The sequence below is a fragment of the Rhodococcus sp. 14C212 genome (genome assembly GCF_011058195.1).
Taxonomy (GTDB): domain Bacteria; phylum Actinomycetota; class Actinomycetes; order Mycobacteriales; family Mycobacteriaceae; genus Rhodococcus; species Rhodococcus aetherivorans.
Window position 1 is genome coordinate 1 of sequence record NZ_JAALEH010000032.1, and the last position, 14,859, is coordinate 14,859.

Here is a 14,859-nt window from a genome sequence, read left to right on the forward strand (position 1 = left end):
GTGGAGGCGAGGGGTACGACACGGAAGCGATCCTGCCGTGAACCGGTCGTGCGCGTACGCAAAGATGGTCGGCGTGGCAAAACCTGATCCCGATCTGCTCATCGAATTCGACGACGTGCTCGTGCGGCGGGGCGGCAACGTCCTCGTCGGTCCCGTGTCCTGGAAGGTGGAACTCGACGAACGTTGGGTGATCCTCGGTCCGAACGGCGCAGGCAAGACGTCGCTGCTGCGGGTGGCCGCGGCGGAGACATTCCCCACATCGGGGACGGCGCACGTGCTGGCGGAGACGTTCGGGAAGACCGACCTGTCCGAGCTGCGGCCCCGGATCGGGATGTCGTCGTCGGCGCTGGCGAACCGTGTGCCGGGCGACGAGAAGGTCGTGGACCTGGTGATCTCCGCGGGGTACGGCGTGCTCGGGCGCTGGCGCGAGCGGTACGACGAGGTGGACAGCGCACGCGCCGTGGAGATGCTCGAAAGCCTCGGCGCCGAGCATCTCGCCGACCGCACCTACGGCACGCTCTCCGAGGGTGAGCGCAAGCGCGTGCTCATCGCCCGGGCGCTGATGACGGATCCGGAGTTGCTGCTGCTCGACGAGCCCGCCGCCGGCCTGGACCTCGGTGGTCGTGAGGAGCTCGTGGCGCGGCTCGGCGAGCTGGCTGCCGACCCGGACGCTCCGGCGATCGTGCTGATCACCCATCACGTGGAGGAGATCCCGCCGGGCTTCACCCACGCCATGCTGCTCAAGGAGGGGCAGGTGGTGGCGCAGGGTCTGCTCGACGACGTGATCACGGGTGAGAACCTCAGCGAGGCGTTCAGCCAGGCGATCACGCTCGACAAGGTGGACGGCCGGTTCTTCGCGCGCCGCAGGTACCAGCCCGGGCGGCACCGCCGCGCGTAGCGGAGCGGAACCGCGGCCGGGTGGGTGAGTTGTGCGTCACGTCATGCCGTAACTTGTGAGTATGGCTATCGAACGTTCGGGAGAATCCGTGGGTGCAGCGGCGATGCCGCTCAAGGATGCCTCGACGGTGATCCTCGTCCGGGACGGCGACCGTGGCGTCGAGGTGTTCCTGCTGCAGCGCGTGCGCGGCATGGCGTTCGCCGGCGGCATGACGGTGTTCCCCGGAGGCGGCGTCGACCCGTCGGACAGCGCTGCGACGGTGGCGTGGGCGGGACCGCCCGTGCCGTGGTGGTCGGAGCGGTTCGGCACCTCCGAGACGCTCGCGCAGGCGCTCGTCCTCGCGGCCGTGCGCGAGACGTTCGAGGAGTGCGGGGTGCTGCTCGCCGGTGCGACACCGGACACCGTGGTGGCGGACACGACACCGTTCGGGGAGGCCCGCAGGCAGCTCGAGGCTCGGGAGCTCACCTTCGGCGAGTTCCTCGAACGTGAGGGGCTGGTGCTGCGTGCGGACCTGTTGCGGCCGTGGTCGAACTGGATCACGCCGGTCGGCGAGGGTCGTCGCTACGACACGAGGTTCTTCGTCGCGGCGGCCCCCGAGGGACAGATCGCCGACGGCGAGACGAGCGAGGCCGACGAGGTGCGGTGGCAGACTCCGCAGGAGGCGATCGCGCACTGGCAGGAGGGCGGCAGTGTGCTGCTGCCCCCGACCTGGAGCCAGTTGACGGCGCTGTCACGGTTCGGCTCGGTCGCGGAGATCCTTGCTGCGAAGCCACAGATCACGCCGATTCTGCCGACCCTGGTCACGGGGGACGGAGAGCTCCGGGTGGAGTTCCCCGAGCAGGACGGCTACTACGAGGCGGGGCCGCATCCGTGGGCCGCCCGGGGTGCCAACTAGCCTGTGCCTCATGGCTGAATTCGTGGCACTCGAGGTCTCCGACGGTATCGGCACCATCCGGCTCGACCGGCCGCCGATGAACGCACTCAACCGGCAGGTGCAGGAGGAGATCCGGGCCGCTGCGCGCGAGGCGACCGTGAACTCCGACGTCAAGGCGGTGATCGTCTACGGCGGTGAGAAGGTGTTCGCGGCCGGCGCGGACATCAAGGAGATGGCCGAGCTGAGCTACGTGCAGATGAGCGAGATCATCGCGGACCTGCAGTCGGCGCTGGGGTCGGTGGCGGAGATCCCGAAGCCGACGGTGGCCGCGATCACCGGCTATGCGCTGGGGGGCGGTCTGGAGCTCGCACTGGGTGCGGACCGGCGGATCGCCGGCGACAACGCGAAGGTCGGTGTGCCGGAGATCCTGCTCGGCATCATCCCGGGCGGCGGCGGAACCCAGCGCCTGGCTCGCCTGATCGGCCCGTCGAAGGCGAAGGATCTGGTGTTCACCGGCCGCTTCGTCGGTGCGGCAGAGGCCCTGCAGATGGGGCTGGTCGACGAGGTCGTCGCCCCGGACGAGGTGTACAACGCGGCGCGCGCGTGGGCGTCGCAGTTCAGCCGGGGCGCCACCCGCGCACTGGCGGCGGCCAAAGCCGCGATCGACCAGGGCCTCGACACCGACCTGGACACCGGGCTGAAGATCGAGCAGCACGTCTTCGCCGGCCTGTTCGCGACGAAGGACCGCACGATCGGCATGGAGTCCTTCGTCGCCAACGGCCCGGGGAAAGCCGAGTTCGTCGGGGAGTAGGCACCCCGGAACTGGAACTTGTTCATTCCTTACCGATGGGTAGGATGCCCTTCATGACTGCAAGCAGGACCGACGGGGTCGACCCCGCGCCGAACCCGCACGCCACTGCCGAGGAGGTGGCGGCCGCCCTTCAGGACACCAAGCTCGCGCAGGTGCTCTACCACGACTGGGAGGCCGAGACCTACGACGAGAAATGGTCGATCTCCTACGACGAGCGCTGCATCGACTATGCGAAGGGTCGTTTCGACGCCGCCGCCGGTGACCAGCCCCTGCCGTACGAGCGGGCCCTCGAACTCGGTTGCGGCACCGGATTCTTCCTGCTGAACCTCATGCAGGCCGGAGTGGCGAGGACCGGCTCGGTGACCGACCTGTCGCCCGGGATGGTCAAGGTGGCGCTGCGCAACGCCGAGCACCTCGGCCTCGACGTGGACGGCCGGGTGGCCGACGCCGAGACGATCCCGTACGACGACGACACCTTCGACCTCGTCGTCGGTCACGCGGTGCTGCACCACATCCCCGACGTCGAGCAGTCGCTGCGCGAGGTGCTGCGCGTGCTGAAGCCGGGCGGCCGGTTCGTCTTCGCCGGCGAGCCCAGCACGGTCGGGAACTTCTACGCGCGCTGGCTCGGCCGCCTCACGTGGGAGGCCGCCACCAACGTCACGAAGTTGCCGTTCCTGCGGGACTGGCGGCGGCCGCAGGCCGAACTCGACGAGTCCTCCCGTGCCGCGGCGCTCGAGGCGGTCGTCGATCTGCACACCTTCGACCCGTCGGACCTGGAGCGGACGGCGGCGTCGGCCGGCGCGGTGGAGGTGAAAGCGAGCAGCGAGGAGTTCGCGGCCGCGCTGCTGGGCTGGCCGGTTCGCACGTTCGAGGCCGCGGTGCCCGCGGAGAAGCTGGGCTGGGGCTGGGCGCGCTTCGCGTTCGGCGGGTGGCGCACGCTCAGCTGGGTGGACGAGAAGGTTCTCAGGCACGTGGTCCCGCGCAGCTTCTTCTACAACGTCATGATCACCGGCGTGAAGCCCGGCAAGTAGTGTGGGCTACGCCTTCACCCTCGCCGACGTCGCGTACCTGCGCTCGGCGCAGGGCGCGGCCGATCTCGCGGAGGTGGCCGTCCGGGAGCTGTCCGCCCGTACGCGCCTAGCCGACATCGCCTGGGCACGCACGCGTTTCGCCGACCGGGCGGCGCCGTTGATCGAGACGGTGCTGTTGCGCCGCAGGGCGGTCGCGAAGCTGCCCGCCGCCGGCGGCTGGCTGTTCACCGACGACGCGCTGCAGCAGGCGACCCCGGCGCCCGTCGCCGCGCACCGGGCCCGCCGGCTCGCCGGCCGGCGCGTCCACGACGTGACGTGCTCGATCGGTGCCGAACTGGCGGCCCTGGTGGGGGTCGCGGCGGCGGTGGTCGGCAGCGATCTCGACCCGGTTCGCCTCGCGATGGCCGCCCACAACGTCCCCGGGGCGGCGCTGGCCCGCGCCGACGCGCTGCGCCCGATCACCCGCGGTACCACCGTGATCGCCGATCCGGCCCGCCGTTCCGAGGGCCGGCGCACGCACGACCCGGCGGCCCTGATGCCGCCGTTGCCCGACCTGCTCGACGCCTATGCCGGACGCGACCTGGCCGTCAAGTGTGCCCCCGGGCTGGATTTCGATGCGCTGGACTGGGCGGGGGAGGTCGAGGTGGTCTCGCTCGACGGCGGCGTCCGTGAGGCATGCCTGTACTCCCCGGGTCTGGCCACGCCGGGCGTGCGGCGACGGGCGAGTGTGTTGCGTTCGGACGGCGGCGTATTCGAGATCACCGACGCGCAGCCGGACGAGATACCCGAGCGGGAACCGGGGGAGTGGATCGTCGATCCCGACGGGGCGATCGTGCGTGCGGGGCTGGTGCGGCACTACGCGGCCGCCCACGGCCTGTGGCAGCTCGATCCGCGGATCGCGTATCTCACCGGCGACACCCTCCCCGCGGGGGTGCGGGGATTCCGTGTCCTCGATCGACTGAAGTACACGGAAAAGGCTCTCCGGCAAGCGCTCTCGTCGATGGACTGTGGGGTGGCGGAGATTCTCGTGCGGGGGGTCGACGTCGATCCGGCGGTGCTCCGGCCGCGGCTGAAGCTGCGCGGATCGCGGTCGCTGAGCGTCGTGCTGACGCGGATCGGCCGCACCCCGACGGCGTTCGTCTGCGAACCCAGTCGCTGAGCCGTGTCCCGGTCGGGTGGGTCGGTCCCGCGCGGGTCTTGATATGCAAGTAAATACTTGCGTATTCTCGACGGTGTGGTCGACGTCTTCAAGGCGCTGGCGGATCCGACCCGGCGGGCCATCCTCGACGAGCTCGTCGACCGGGACGGCCAGACGCTGTTCGAGCTGTGCACGCGGCTGATCTCGCGGCACGGGCTGGGCTCGTCCCGGCAGGCGATCTCGCAGCACCTGGCGCTCCTCGAGGAGGCCGGCCTGGTCCGGACCCGCCGCGAGGGGCGATCGAAGTTCCATCACGTGGACGTTGCACCACTGCAGGGCCTCGCGGACCGATGGACGGTCGCGCATCGAAAGGAGTCGCAGTGAAGGTCACCCTCACCAGCGTGTTGGTCGACGACCAGGACAAGGCGCTCGCCTTCTACACCGACGTCCTGGGCTTCGTGAAGAAGACCGAGGTCCCCCTGGGGGAGGCGCGGTGGCTCACCGTCGTCTCGCCGCAGCAGCCGGACGGGCCGGAACTGGTCCTCGAGCCCGACGGCCATCCCGCCGTCCGGCCGTTCAAGGAGGCCCTCGTCGCCGACGGCATCCCGTTCACCTCGTTCGCGGTCGACGACGTGCACGCCGAGTACGAGCGGCTGCGCGGCCTCGGGGTGCGATTCACCCAGGAGCCCCTCGAGATGGGCGGTATCACCACCGCCGTCTTCGACGACACCTGCGGCAATCTCATCCAGATCGCCGGCTGAGCGGTCGCGGTCCGCGGCGGGAGGTCAGCGGAGCACGTACACGTCGCCCGGGAGCGTCGCCGTGACGAACTCGCCGGCCGGCCCGACCGCGGTGCCGACCGAGAAGCCGGCCGCGCCGGGCAGGGTCTCCGCGTCGAGCGTCTCCCCGCTGGCGGCGTCGAACACCAGCGCGGCCAACCCGTCGTCGGCTCGGGCCACCGTGTACCCGATGCCGTCGGCGGTCAGCGCCGGCACCCCCAGCTGACGCACGTCGTCGCGGCGCCACACGGGTTCGGCCGCGTCGCCGGTGTCGCGCAGCGCCGCCAGGTCGCCGGTCCGGCCCCCGGGTGCGAGGATCAGCAGTCCGTCGGCGGACACCGCCGGCCCGGTGGAGGCCGTGTACCCGAGGTCGTGGCTCCACCGCGGCGTCCCGGTCCGGGCGTCGAGGGCCCACAGGGCTCCCTCGCCGTCGTGCACGTACACCGTGGCGCCGTCCGCGGACAGCACGGGACTGGTCGTCGCGCCGCCCGGAAGCTCCGTCTGCGACCACTCCTCGACCACCCGCGCATCGTCGCCGCCGGTGTAGCGCATCGACACGACGGCGGTGCGATCGGCGCCCGGCCGCCACAGCGTCACCAGAATCCGGCCGGTCCCGAGATCGACCGCCGGGGTGGTGGCCACCGGGCAGTCCTCCGATCCGCCGAAACATGCGGCCAGACCGTGGTCGTTGGGCAGCCGCGGCACGTTCGTCCCGTCCGCCACCCCCGGGGTGGGCACGAGGTCGAAGATCGGGGCGGCGTGCCTGCCGGTCTGCGGGTCGAGGACGTTGACCTGACCGAAATGCGTGACGAACACGAGGTTTCCGTCACCGGTGAACTGTGCGGTGCCCGGCGTGCCGCTCACCGGGATCCGCCAGCGCCGCTGGCCGTGCTCGTTGAACGACACCATCGCCCCCTCCTCGCCGACGTAGATGTTGGCCACGCCGTCGGCGGCGGGAGTCACCCCGGTGACACCCGGCGCGAGGCGGGTGCACCAGCGCTTGCGGCCGGTGTCGATCTGGAACGAGACGAGGTTGCAGCCGGCGGTGGTCGCGGCGGTGACGAAGATCTGCCCGTTCGCCGCGACGCTCGCGGGCGCGGTGACGGCGCCACCGAGCGGACGTGACCAGGCGGGCGCGAGGTCGCGCAGCCCGTCGGCGGGCGCGGTGTTGCTGTTGCGGGCGTCGGCGTACCGACCCGGCCACGCCCCGGCGGCGAAGACGTCGACCGGGCCGCCGGCGCTGCCGCATCCGGTCAACACCAGTGCCGCCGAGGCCGTCAGCATCACCGTCCGCAGGGCAGCCCGCATCACTCATCTCCTCGCCATGGCTCGAATGACCCGATGGGCCACACTATCGGGCCGGGTGGCGCACCCGGTGCGCGAGGCGGACCGTACGCTGGCAACCATGACGAGCATGTGGGGCGCACCGTTGCGCACGAGGTGGCGGGGTTCTCGTCGGCGGGACCCCGATCAGGCCCGATTCCTGACCGTCGATTCGTTGCGATGGGTGCTGGCGCACAAGGCCTACACGCCGTGGTACCTGGTCCGGTACTACCGGCTCGCCAAGTTCAAGCTCGCCAATCCCCACGTGGTCCTGCGCGGCATGGTGTTCCTCGGCAGGAACGTCGAGATCCATTCCGTCCCCGAGCTGTCCCGGCTCGAGATCGGCCGGTGGGTGCACATCGGCGACGGCAATGCCATCCGCTGTCACGAAGGGTCGCTGCGCATCGGCGACAAGGTGGTCTTCGGCAAGGACAACGTCGTCAACACCTACCTCGACATCGAGATCGGCGCGTCCACCCTCGTCGCCGACTGGTGCTACATCTGCGACTTCGACCACCGCACCGAGGACATCACGTACCCGATCAAGGACCAGGGGATCGTCAAGAGCCCCGTGCGGATCGGACCCGACACCTGGATCGCGACGAAGGTCACGGTGCTGCGCGGCACCCGCATCGGCCGCGGCTGCGTCCTCGGCGCGCACGCGGTGGTCAAGGGCGACATCCCGGACTACAGCATCGCGGTCGGATCGCCGGCCAAGGTGGTCAGGAACCGCCGCACGGACTGGGAGTCCGGTGCCGCCGACCGGGCCGCGTACGTCGCCGCGCTCGAGGACATCGCGCGCAAGAAGGCGGGCCGCGAACCGGCGGCCGAACCCGGTTCCTGATCCGGGGCGCCTGCGATGGACTACGCCGACTACCGCCGCTACGACGCCGTGGGGCTCGCCGAACTCGTCGCCCGCCGGGAGGTCACGCCGCGCGAACTGCTCGACGCGGCCCTCGCCCGGCTCGAGGCGGTGGAGCCCACACTGAACGCCGTCGTACGCCGGCTCGACGAGCAGGCACGCAGCCGGGCCGGGGAACGCCTCGAGGGCCCCTTCGCGGGTGTGCCGTTCCTGGTCAAGGATCTTCTCCAGGACGTCGCGGGGATTCCGACCGGGAGCGGGAGCAGGTCCCTGGCGGAGCTGCCCGCCGCGCGCAACGCGGTGGTCGTCGATCGCTGGCTGGACGCGGGCCTCGTCCTCTTCGGCAAGACGAACACTCCGGAGTTCGGAGTCAAGGGGGTGACCGAGCCGGTGGCGAACGGTCCCACCCGCAATCCGTGGAATCCCGCGCACACGCCGGGCGGGTCCTCCGGCGGATCCGCGGCGGCGGTCGCCGCCGGCGTGGTCCCGGCAGCCGGCGCGAACGACGGTGGCGGCTCGATCCGCATTCCGGCCGCCTGCTGCGGGCTGGTCGGCCTCAAACCGGGCCGGGGCCTGGTGCCGAGCGGTCCCGAGGTGGACGAGGACCGGCACGGGGCGGTCAGCAACGGGGTCGTCACGCGCACGGTGCGCGACGCGGCGGCCATGCTCGACGTGCTGGCCGGTCCGGACCCGAACGGGCCCTATCTCGCGGCGGCACCGCAGGAGTCGTATGCGTCCGCGGCGAGTGTCCTACCGCGGACGCTGCGTATCGGGTTCGCGACGGACTCCCCGATCGGCACCGGCGTCGACCCGGAGGCCGTCACGGCCGTCGAGAACGCCGCGGCGCTGCTCGACGAGCTGGGCCACGCCGTCGAACCCGCGGCGACGGGGATCGACGAGCGGCGGCTGTCCACCGACTGGCTGACGATGTGGTTCGCCTGGCTCGCCGCCGACGTCCGGCAGGCGCGCCTGCGCACCGGGTGCGCCCCCGACGCGTTCGAGCCCGACACGCGGTTCCTCGCCGCGCTCGGCGACTCCGTCCGGCCCTCGGACTATCTCGCCTCGCTGCGCCGGTGGAACGGGTACACCCAGCAGCTCGGCGCGTTCCACGAGCGGTACGACCTGTTGCTCACGCCGGCCCTGGCCTATCCGCCGGCGCGCGTGGGGGAACTGGCCACGCCGCCCGCGCTCCAGGGGGCAGCGCGCCTGATCGTGACGGCGCGGCTGGGCCGCGCGGCGCGGTGGGCCGGGCTGATGGACCGCATCGTCGACGAGAACCTCGCCCGGACGCCGTACACCCAGCTCGCGAACATCACCGGGCGCCCGGCGATCTCGGTGCCACTGCACTGGACCACGGCGGGATTGCCGTTGGGCGTGCAGTTTCTCGGGCCGTTGGGCTCGGAGGGATTGCTGCTGTCGCTCGCGGCACAGCTCGAGCGGGCCCGGCCCTGGGCACACCGCGAGCCTCCGCTGCTGCCGTCCCGGTGAGGCGGGCCGGCAGCGCCGGTCACCGGTCGGGTAGCGGCCGCTGGGGAATCGTCGGACGCGGAAGCGGATGGCGCACACGACGTTTCGCCTCCGAGTACACCTGCGCGGTCTCGGTGGCCACCAGCCGCCAGTCGAAGTCCTCCGTGAGCCGCTCGCGCGCCGCCCGCGCCCGTCGCTGGGCGGCCGCGGGGTCGTCGAGGGTCCGCCGGACCGCCGACGCCAGCCCGGCGACGTCGCCGGGTGCGAACGAGAGTCCGGTCGATCCGTCGACGACGGCCTCACCGAGGCCGCCGGCCGTCGACGCGACGAGTGGCGTCCCGGCGGCCGCGGCCTCGAGTGCGATGATCCCGAACGGTTCGTAGCGGCTCGGCAGGACGATCGCATCGGCGCGGTGCAACCAGCCCAGCAGCTCGATGCGGTCGAGGTTGCCGACGAACGTCACCGAGCGCGCGACGCGGTGCACGCGCGCCTGCTCGCGCAGCCAGTCGAACTGGGTGCCCTCCCCGGCGACGACGAGAGTGGTACCGGGGTGCGTGCGCCGGATCCGGGGCAGGGCGGCGATCGCGTCCTGCACGCCCTTCTCGTACTCGAGCCGGCCGACGAACAGCAGCTGCGGCGGTCCGGAACGCGGCGCCCGCTCCCGGTAGGACCACGCGGTGACGTCGATTCCGTTGCGGATCACCGTCGCCGGCGGCAGGTCCGGCCCGTAGAGCGCGGCGACCTCCTCGTTCATCGATGCCGAACACGTGATGAGCCGATCGGATTCGTTGGCGAGCCACCACTCCACCGAGTGCACCTGCCGGTTCACGCGGCCCGACAGCCAGCCGCTGTGCCGGCCGGCCTCGCTCGCGTGCAGGGTGGACACGAGCGGTACGTCGAAGAACTCGGCGAGCGCGACGGCGGGGTGTGCGACGAGCCAGTCGTGCGCGTGCACCACGTCCGGGTACCAGCCGTCGCCGATGCCACCCTTGGTCAGGCTCAGCCCCGCCCGCACCATGGCATGACCCATCGCGAGCGTCCAGGCGAGCATGTCCTCGCCGAAGTCGAAGTGCGGTGGATCCTCGGCCACGGCCACCACGAGCACGCCGTCGGCGATGTGGCTGATCGTGGGGTGGGTGGTGGCGTCCGTGCCGGTCGGCCGCCGGGAGAGCACGACCACCTCGTGGCCGGCGGCGGCGAGCTCGGTGGCGAGGTGGTGCACGTGCCGGCCGAGGCCGCCGACGACGACGGGCGGGTACTCCCAGGAGACGATCAGCACCTTCACGAGGGGGCTCCCATCCGGTGGGGCAGGCGGCGGGCATCGAGCCCGGGGAACAGATTGTCGGCCCGGTTCCAGCCGTCGGCCAGGCGCGCCGCCGGCTCGCCGCGGCCTGCGGCGACCGCCGCGGCGATCTCGCGCAACGCGTGGGCGTGCTTGTGGGCCCGGTCCCGCGCGTAGCCGGCCGCGGTGTCCTTGCTGACCATGAACGCCCAGTCGCTCGACACCGTCAGCAGCGCCTCGCGCAGCATCTGGTCGTACACCCGGTTGCGCAGCGCGGGTCGCCCGGCCACGGCGGCGCCGCGGGCCTTGTCGAGGGTGTCGAGTGTGGTGCGCACGACCTCCTCGTTGAGCTGTACGAGGTCGCGTACCTGCTCGCCGGCCCACACCCGCCAGTCCTTCCCGGACCCCCACGAGGTGTCGTGCAGTTCGACGGGTGCTCCCACGTACCCGCGGTCGCGTGCGTCGGCGAGAGTGCCCACCTCGATGCCCGCCGCCGGCAGCGCCCGGAGCAGCCGTTCGAGGAACAGCGGGCCCTCGTGCCACCAGTGGCCGAACAGTTCGGTGTCGAAGGCGGCGACCACCAGGGCGTCGCGCCCGATGCGGTCGGACTCGCGGCGCAGTCGGCGGCGGATGGTGTCGACGAAGTCGGCCACGTGGCGGTCGACGGCCGCGGACGCCAGATCTGGGTCGTAGGGTGCCTTGTCCTGTGGGGCGACGGTGCGGCCGGTCACGCGGGCGGGCTTGAGTCCGGTGTCGTGGCAGTAGGTGTGGAAGTCCCGGTAGGCGGGGTGGCCCGGGTAGCCGGACTTCGGCGACCAGACCCGGTAGGACACCTGCAGGTCCCGGCCGAAGGCGACGACGTCGGAGTCCCACACGGTCCGGCCGAGCGAGGTGTCGCCGCGCAGGGCGGGACCGTCCACCATGAAGTGCCCGACGCCGGCGGCGGCGTATCCGGCCTCCATGCCGGGGGTGAACGCGCATTCGGGCGCCCAGATGCCCCGCGGTGTGTGCGCCCAGCGGGTGTGCGCGTCGGCCAGGCCCTCGGCGAGCGAGAACGCCCGCAGGCGGGGGTCGAGCAGAGGCTGGAAGGGATGGGCCAGCGGCCCGCCCAGCAGTTCGACCGCCTCGGCATCGACGAGTTCGCGGAACACGGGGGATCCGCCGTGGCGCCAACGGATTTCGAACTGGTCGAGGGCTGCGGCGGCCTGCCGGTGCTCGCGGGCTCCGAGCGCGCGGTAGGCCGGCTCCCGCATGCCCGCGGCCTCGTGGGCGCGCAGCTGCCAGTTGCCGAGCCAGTGGTGCATCCCGGTCAGGCAGTGGGGGTCGTCGAGCTGAGCGGCCAGCACGGGCGTCACCCCCAGGGTGACCAGGCGTGTGCGGCCCTCCGCGGCAAGCCGGCGCAGGACGTCGGTCACCGGGAGATACGTCGCGGCCCAGGACTGGTAGAGCCATTCCTCGCCGACCGGCCAGCGACCGTGGTGGGCGAGCCACGGCAGGTGCGAGTGCAGCACGAGCGCGAACAGTCCCGGTTCCCGCCGGGTGGCGGGAGTGGTCACCGCGCCGGATCCTTCACCGCGATCGCGACGAGATCGAGACTGGCGTCGATGTTCTCGGGCGCGAGGAGGAAGTCGTCGACCGTCACGGCCGCGACGTCGGCGGTCAGGCCGGCGGGCCAGGGCTCGCCGGCGAGAGCGCGCTCGATCTGGGCGTCGATGAAGGAGCCGCCGTGCTTGGCATCGAGGTCGCGCAGGGCGGGGCCGTGGTGCACCCCGGTCGTCAGGGCGACGCGGAAGCCGGCTCCCTCGAGCAGTTCGGTGAGTTCGGCGGCGTTCAGCTCGCGGGTGTGGAACGGGTTGAGCGGCGTGTCGCGGCCGGGGGAGAACGTGATGCGGTTGGGGGTGCTGATCAGCAGTTCGCCGCCGTCCCGGAGCACGCGGTGGCATTCGCGCAGGAATCCGGACTGGTCCCACAGGTGCTCGATGACCTGGAAGTTGACGACCACGTCCACGGAGGCGTCGGCGAGGGGCAGATCGGCGAGGTTGGCGTGCCGCATGTCCACGCGCGGGTAGCGGGCGCGCACGTGCGCGACGGCGCTCTCGTCGTAGTCGAGGCCGACGACGGCGGTGGCGACGTTCGCGATCATGTCGGCGCCGTAACCCTCGCCGGCGCCCGCCTCGAGCACGGTGCGGCCGGCGCACCGGGGCAGCAGGTCGCGGTAGACCACCTCGTGGCGGCGGAACCAGTAGTTCTCCTCCGCGATGCCGGGAACGGTGCGCTCGCCGGTCAGTGGCAGTCGAGGGGCGTCGCCGGCGGGGACGGGGGATTCGCTCACCGCCCAGACATTAGCCCCACCTTTGTCGACCTCGTCGTCGGTGGTCCAGATCACAGCCGTGCGGCTCCTCTCGTGTGGTTATGGTGAACGAGGTTCCCATTCAAGTTACCAGCGGGTAACTTAGCGTGAGGTAATCTATCGCACACCCCCGTGCGAAGCACGAGAGCTCGGTCAAGGCGTTGCGCCTCGCCGATCCCAGGCAGTCATACACAGGAGGTCGACGTAGACCCATGACGAACATCGTCGTATTGATCAAGCAGGTCCCCGACACGTGGTCCGAGCGCAAGCTCAGCGACGGCGACTTCACGCTCGATCGCGAGGCCGCCGACGCGGTGCTCGACGAAATCAACGAGCGCGCCGTCGAGGAAGCCCTGCTCATCAAGGAGCGCGACGGCGGGGAGGTCACCGTGCTCACCGCCGGTCCGGATCGCGCCACCGACGCGATCCGCAAGGCGCTGTCCATGGGTGCCGACAAGGCCATCCACGTCAACGACCCGGCCATCCACGGCTCCGACGCGATCCAGACCGCGTACGCCCTCGCGGCGGCTCTCGGCCAGATCGAGGGCGTCGACCTGGTCATCGCCGGCAACGAGGCCACCGACGGCCGGATGGGCGCCGTGCCGGCGATCATCGCCGAGTACCTCGGCCTGCCGCAGCTGACCCACATGCGCAAGCTCAACGTCGCCGACGGCAAGGTCAGCGGCGAGCGCGAGACCGACGAGGGTGTCTTCACCCTCGAGGCCACGCTGCCGGCCATCGTCTCGGTCACCGAGAAGATCAACGAGCCCCGCTTCCCGTCCTTCAAGGGCATCATGGCCGCCAAGAAGAAGGAAGTTCAGGCCCTCACTCTCGCCGACATCGGGCTCGACCCCGAGATCTTCGGCGTAGCCAACGCCGGCAGCACCGTCACCGGTGTCAGCCCGAAGCCCCCGCGTACCGCTGGTGAGCGCGTCGCGGACGAGGGCGACGGCGGCAGCAAGATCGCCGCGTACCTCGTCGGCCAGAAGATCATCTGATCGCGCCCACGCGACACAGCAGACATACCAAGGGAGAGAAAGAGCAATGGCAGAAGTACTCGTGCTCGTCGAGCACGCCGAGGGCGCGCTGAAGAAGGTCAGCACCGAGCTGATCACCGCCGCCCGTGCGCTGGGTGAGCCCGCCGCGGTCGTGACCGGTCCGGCCGGCACCGCCGACAAGCTGCAGGACGCGCTCGCCGCCGCCGGCGCCGCCAAGATCTACGCCGCCGAGTCCGACGACATCGAGGGCTACCTGGTGACCCCGAAGGTCGACGTGCTCGCCTCGCTCGTGGAGTCCGCCAGCCCCGCCGCGGTGATCACCGCCGCCAGCGTCGAGGGCAAGGAGGTGTCGGGCCGGCTCGCCGCGCGTATCGGCTCCGGCCTGCTCTGCGACGTCATCGACGTCAAGTCCGACGGTTCGGCCGTGCACTCGATCTTCGGTGGCGCGTACACCGTCGATGCCAAGGCCAACGGCGAGGTGCCGGTCGTCTCCGTGCGTCCGGGTGCCGTCGAGGCGCAGCCGCAGGCCGGCGCCGCCGAGCGCGTGGACGTCGAGGTTCCGGCGCAGGAGGAGAACGCGGTCAAGATCACCGCGCGCAACCCGATCGTGGGTGGCGACCGTCCCGAGCTGACCGAGGCGTCGATCGTCGTCTCCGGCGGCCGCGGCGTCGGCAGCGCCGACAAGTTCACCGTCGTGGAGGATCTCGCCGACTCGCTCGGTGCCGCCGTCGGTGCCTCCCGCGCCGCCGTCGACTCCGGCTACTACCCGGGCCAGTTCCAGGTCGGTCAGACCGGCAAGACCGTCTCGCCGCAGCTGTATGTGGCGCTGGGCATCTCCGGCGCCATCCAGCACCGGGCCGGCATGCAGACGTCGAAGACGATCGTCGCGGTCAACAAGGACGAAGAGGCCCCGATCTTCGAGATCGCGGACTACGGCGTCGTGGGCGACCTGTTCAACGTCGCTCCGCAGCTGACCGAGGAGATCAAGAAGCACAAGGGCTGATCCCCGACGTCCCGCCGCGGCCCCGCACCCCTCCAGGGTGCGG

At 71.5% G+C, this 14,859-nt stretch carries 15 protein-coding genes; 11 read left to right on the plus strand and 4 right to left on the minus strand.

Translation table 11 applies throughout. The annotated features are described in order from the left end of the window. The first annotated feature begins 64 nt into the window (after nt 1-64). From G6038_RS15595 to G6038_RS15625, 7 genes are all read left to right on the plus strand, one after another. Nucleotides 65-898, plus strand: coding sequence for an ABC transporter ATP-binding protein (locus G6038_RS15595; RefSeq protein ID WP_165038796.1), 834 nt, complete (start codon nt 65-67; stop codon nt 896-898). A 61-nt stretch (nt 899-959) separates the two neighbouring features. Beyond that, a complete protein-coding gene (locus G6038_RS15600) occupies nt 960-1,793 on the plus strand; it encodes an NUDIX domain-containing protein (RefSeq protein WP_165038750.1) in 834 nt (277 codons plus the stop codon). Nucleotides 1,794-1,803: 10 nt separating this feature from the next. Beyond that, complete coding sequence (locus tag G6038_RS15605; RefSeq protein WP_165038751.1) at nt 1,804-2,583, plus strand: enoyl-CoA hydratase-related protein; 780 nt, start codon at nt 1,804-1,806, stop codon at nt 2,581-2,583. 53 nt (nt 2,584-2,636) lie between these two features. Beyond that, nucleotides 2,637-3,614 (plus strand): class I SAM-dependent methyltransferase, encoded by a 978-nt coding sequence (locus tag G6038_RS15610; protein ID WP_165038752.1) that lies wholly within the window; start codon nt 2,637-2,639, stop codon nt 3,612-3,614. 1 nt (nt 3,615) lies between these two features. Next, nucleotides 3,616-4,773 carry a class I SAM-dependent methyltransferase gene (locus G6038_RS15615; RefSeq protein WP_165038753.1) on the plus strand — a complete coding sequence of 386 codons (1,158 nt, stop codon included), beginning with the start codon at nt 3,616-3,618 and terminating at the stop codon, nt 4,771-4,773. Between the two features lie 75 nt (nt 4,774-4,848). Continuing rightward, nucleotides 4,849-5,136 (plus strand): metalloregulator ArsR/SmtB family transcription factor, encoded by a 288-nt coding sequence (locus tag G6038_RS15620; RefSeq protein ID WP_346772830.1) that lies wholly within the window; start codon nt 4,849-4,851, stop codon nt 5,134-5,136. Next, nucleotides 5,133-5,513 carry a VOC family protein gene (locus G6038_RS15625; protein WP_165038754.1) on the plus strand — a complete coding sequence of 127 codons (381 nt, stop codon included), beginning with the start codon at nt 5,133-5,135 and terminating at the stop codon, nt 5,511-5,513. Before G6038_RS15620 ends, G6038_RS15625 begins: the two co-directional genes overlap by 4 nt. Nucleotides 5,514-5,537: 24 nt before the next feature. Here G6038_RS15625 and G6038_RS15630 read toward each other — a convergent pair whose 3' ends face one another. Then, nucleotides 5,538-6,839, minus strand: a complete 1,302-nt coding sequence (locus G6038_RS15630; RefSeq protein ID WP_165038755.1) for a PQQ-binding-like beta-propeller repeat protein — start codon at nt 6,837-6,839, stop codon at nt 5,538-5,540. Nucleotides 6,840-6,936: 97 nt separating this feature from the next. On the opposite strand from G6038_RS15630, the gene G6038_RS15635 reads away from it, so the two are divergent. Beyond that, a complete protein-coding gene (locus G6038_RS15635; protein ID WP_165038756.1) occupies nt 6,937-7,698 on the plus strand; it encodes an acyltransferase in 762 nt (253 codons plus the stop codon). 15 nt (nt 7,699-7,713) lie between these two features. After that, on the plus strand, nt 7,714-9,204 hold the full coding sequence (locus tag G6038_RS15640) for an amidase (RefSeq protein ID WP_165038757.1): 1,491 nt from the start codon (nt 7,714-7,716) through the stop codon (nt 9,202-9,204). A gap of 19 nt (nt 9,205-9,223) precedes the next feature. Here the strand turns inward: G6038_RS15640 and G6038_RS15645 are convergent, their stop codons facing one another. Genes G6038_RS15645 through G6038_RS15655 form a run of 3 tightly spaced genes read right to left on the minus strand, consistent with a single transcriptional unit; the run spans nt 9,224 to nt 12,797 of the window. Next, nucleotides 9,224-10,468 carry a glycosyltransferase family 4 protein gene (locus G6038_RS15645; RefSeq protein ID WP_165038758.1) on the minus strand — a complete coding sequence of 415 codons (1,245 nt, stop codon included), beginning with the start codon at nt 10,466-10,468 and terminating at the stop codon, nt 9,224-9,226. Next, the gene (locus G6038_RS15650; protein WP_165038759.1) at nt 10,465-12,021 is read right to left on the minus strand and encodes a glycoside hydrolase family 57 protein; all 1,557 of its coding nucleotides are present in this window, start codon (nt 12,019-12,021) and stop codon (nt 10,465-10,467) included. The genes G6038_RS15645 and G6038_RS15650 overlap by 4 nt, the downstream gene beginning before the upstream one ends. Beyond that, nucleotides 12,018-12,797 carry a class I SAM-dependent methyltransferase gene (locus tag G6038_RS15655; RefSeq protein ID WP_346772831.1) on the minus strand — a complete coding sequence of 260 codons (780 nt, stop codon included), beginning with the start codon at nt 12,795-12,797 and terminating at the stop codon, nt 12,018-12,020. Before G6038_RS15655 ends, G6038_RS15650 begins: the two co-directional genes overlap by 4 nt. A gap of 230 nt (nt 12,798-13,027) precedes the next feature. Between G6038_RS15655 and G6038_RS15660 the strand changes: the two genes are divergently transcribed. Next, nucleotides 13,028-13,813, plus strand: coding sequence for an electron transfer flavoprotein subunit beta/FixA family protein (locus G6038_RS15660; protein WP_100057899.1), 786 nt, complete (start codon nt 13,028-13,030; stop codon nt 13,811-13,813). Between the two features lie 46 nt (nt 13,814-13,859). Continuing rightward, nucleotides 13,860-14,816: an electron transfer flavoprotein subunit alpha/FixB family protein gene (locus tag G6038_RS15665; protein WP_165038761.1), complete on the plus strand. Its 957-nt coding sequence runs from the start codon at nt 13,860-13,862 to the stop codon at nt 14,814-14,816. Nucleotides 14,817-14,859 lie beyond the last annotated feature (43 nt).

Excerpts from the sequence above, each read along its gene's own strand:
- G6038_RS15630 (WP_165038755.1), bottom strand. The coding sequence starts at position 6,839 with ATGCGGGCTGCCCTGCGGACGGTGATGCTGACGGCCTCGGCGGCACTG.
- G6038_RS15610 (WP_165038752.1), top strand. The coding sequence starts at position 2,637 with ATGACTGCAAGCAGGACCGACGGGGTCGACCCCGCGCCGAACCCGCAC.
- G6038_RS15640 (WP_165038757.1), top strand. The coding sequence starts at position 7,714 with ATGGACTACGCCGACTACCGCCGCTACGACGCCGTGGGGCTCGCCGAA.
- G6038_RS15635 (WP_165038756.1), top strand. The coding sequence starts at position 6,937 with ATGACGAGCATGTGGGGCGCACCGTTGCGCACGAGGTGGCGGGGTTCT.
- G6038_RS15600 (WP_165038750.1), top strand. The coding sequence starts at position 960 with ATGGCTATCGAACGTTCGGGAGAATCCGTGGGTGCAGCGGCGATGCCG.
- G6038_RS15665 (WP_165038761.1), top strand. The coding sequence starts at position 13,860 with ATGGCAGAAGTACTCGTGCTCGTCGAGCACGCCGAGGGCGCGCTGAAG.
- G6038_RS15605 (WP_165038751.1), top strand. The coding sequence starts at position 1,804 with ATGGCTGAATTCGTGGCACTCGAGGTCTCCGACGGTATCGGCACCATC.
- G6038_RS15595 (WP_165038796.1), top strand. The coding sequence starts at position 65 with ATGGTCGGCGTGGCAAAACCTGATCCCGATCTGCTCATCGAATTCGAC.
- G6038_RS15660 (WP_100057899.1), top strand. The coding sequence starts at position 13,028 with ATGACGAACATCGTCGTATTGATCAAGCAGGTCCCCGACACGTGGTCC.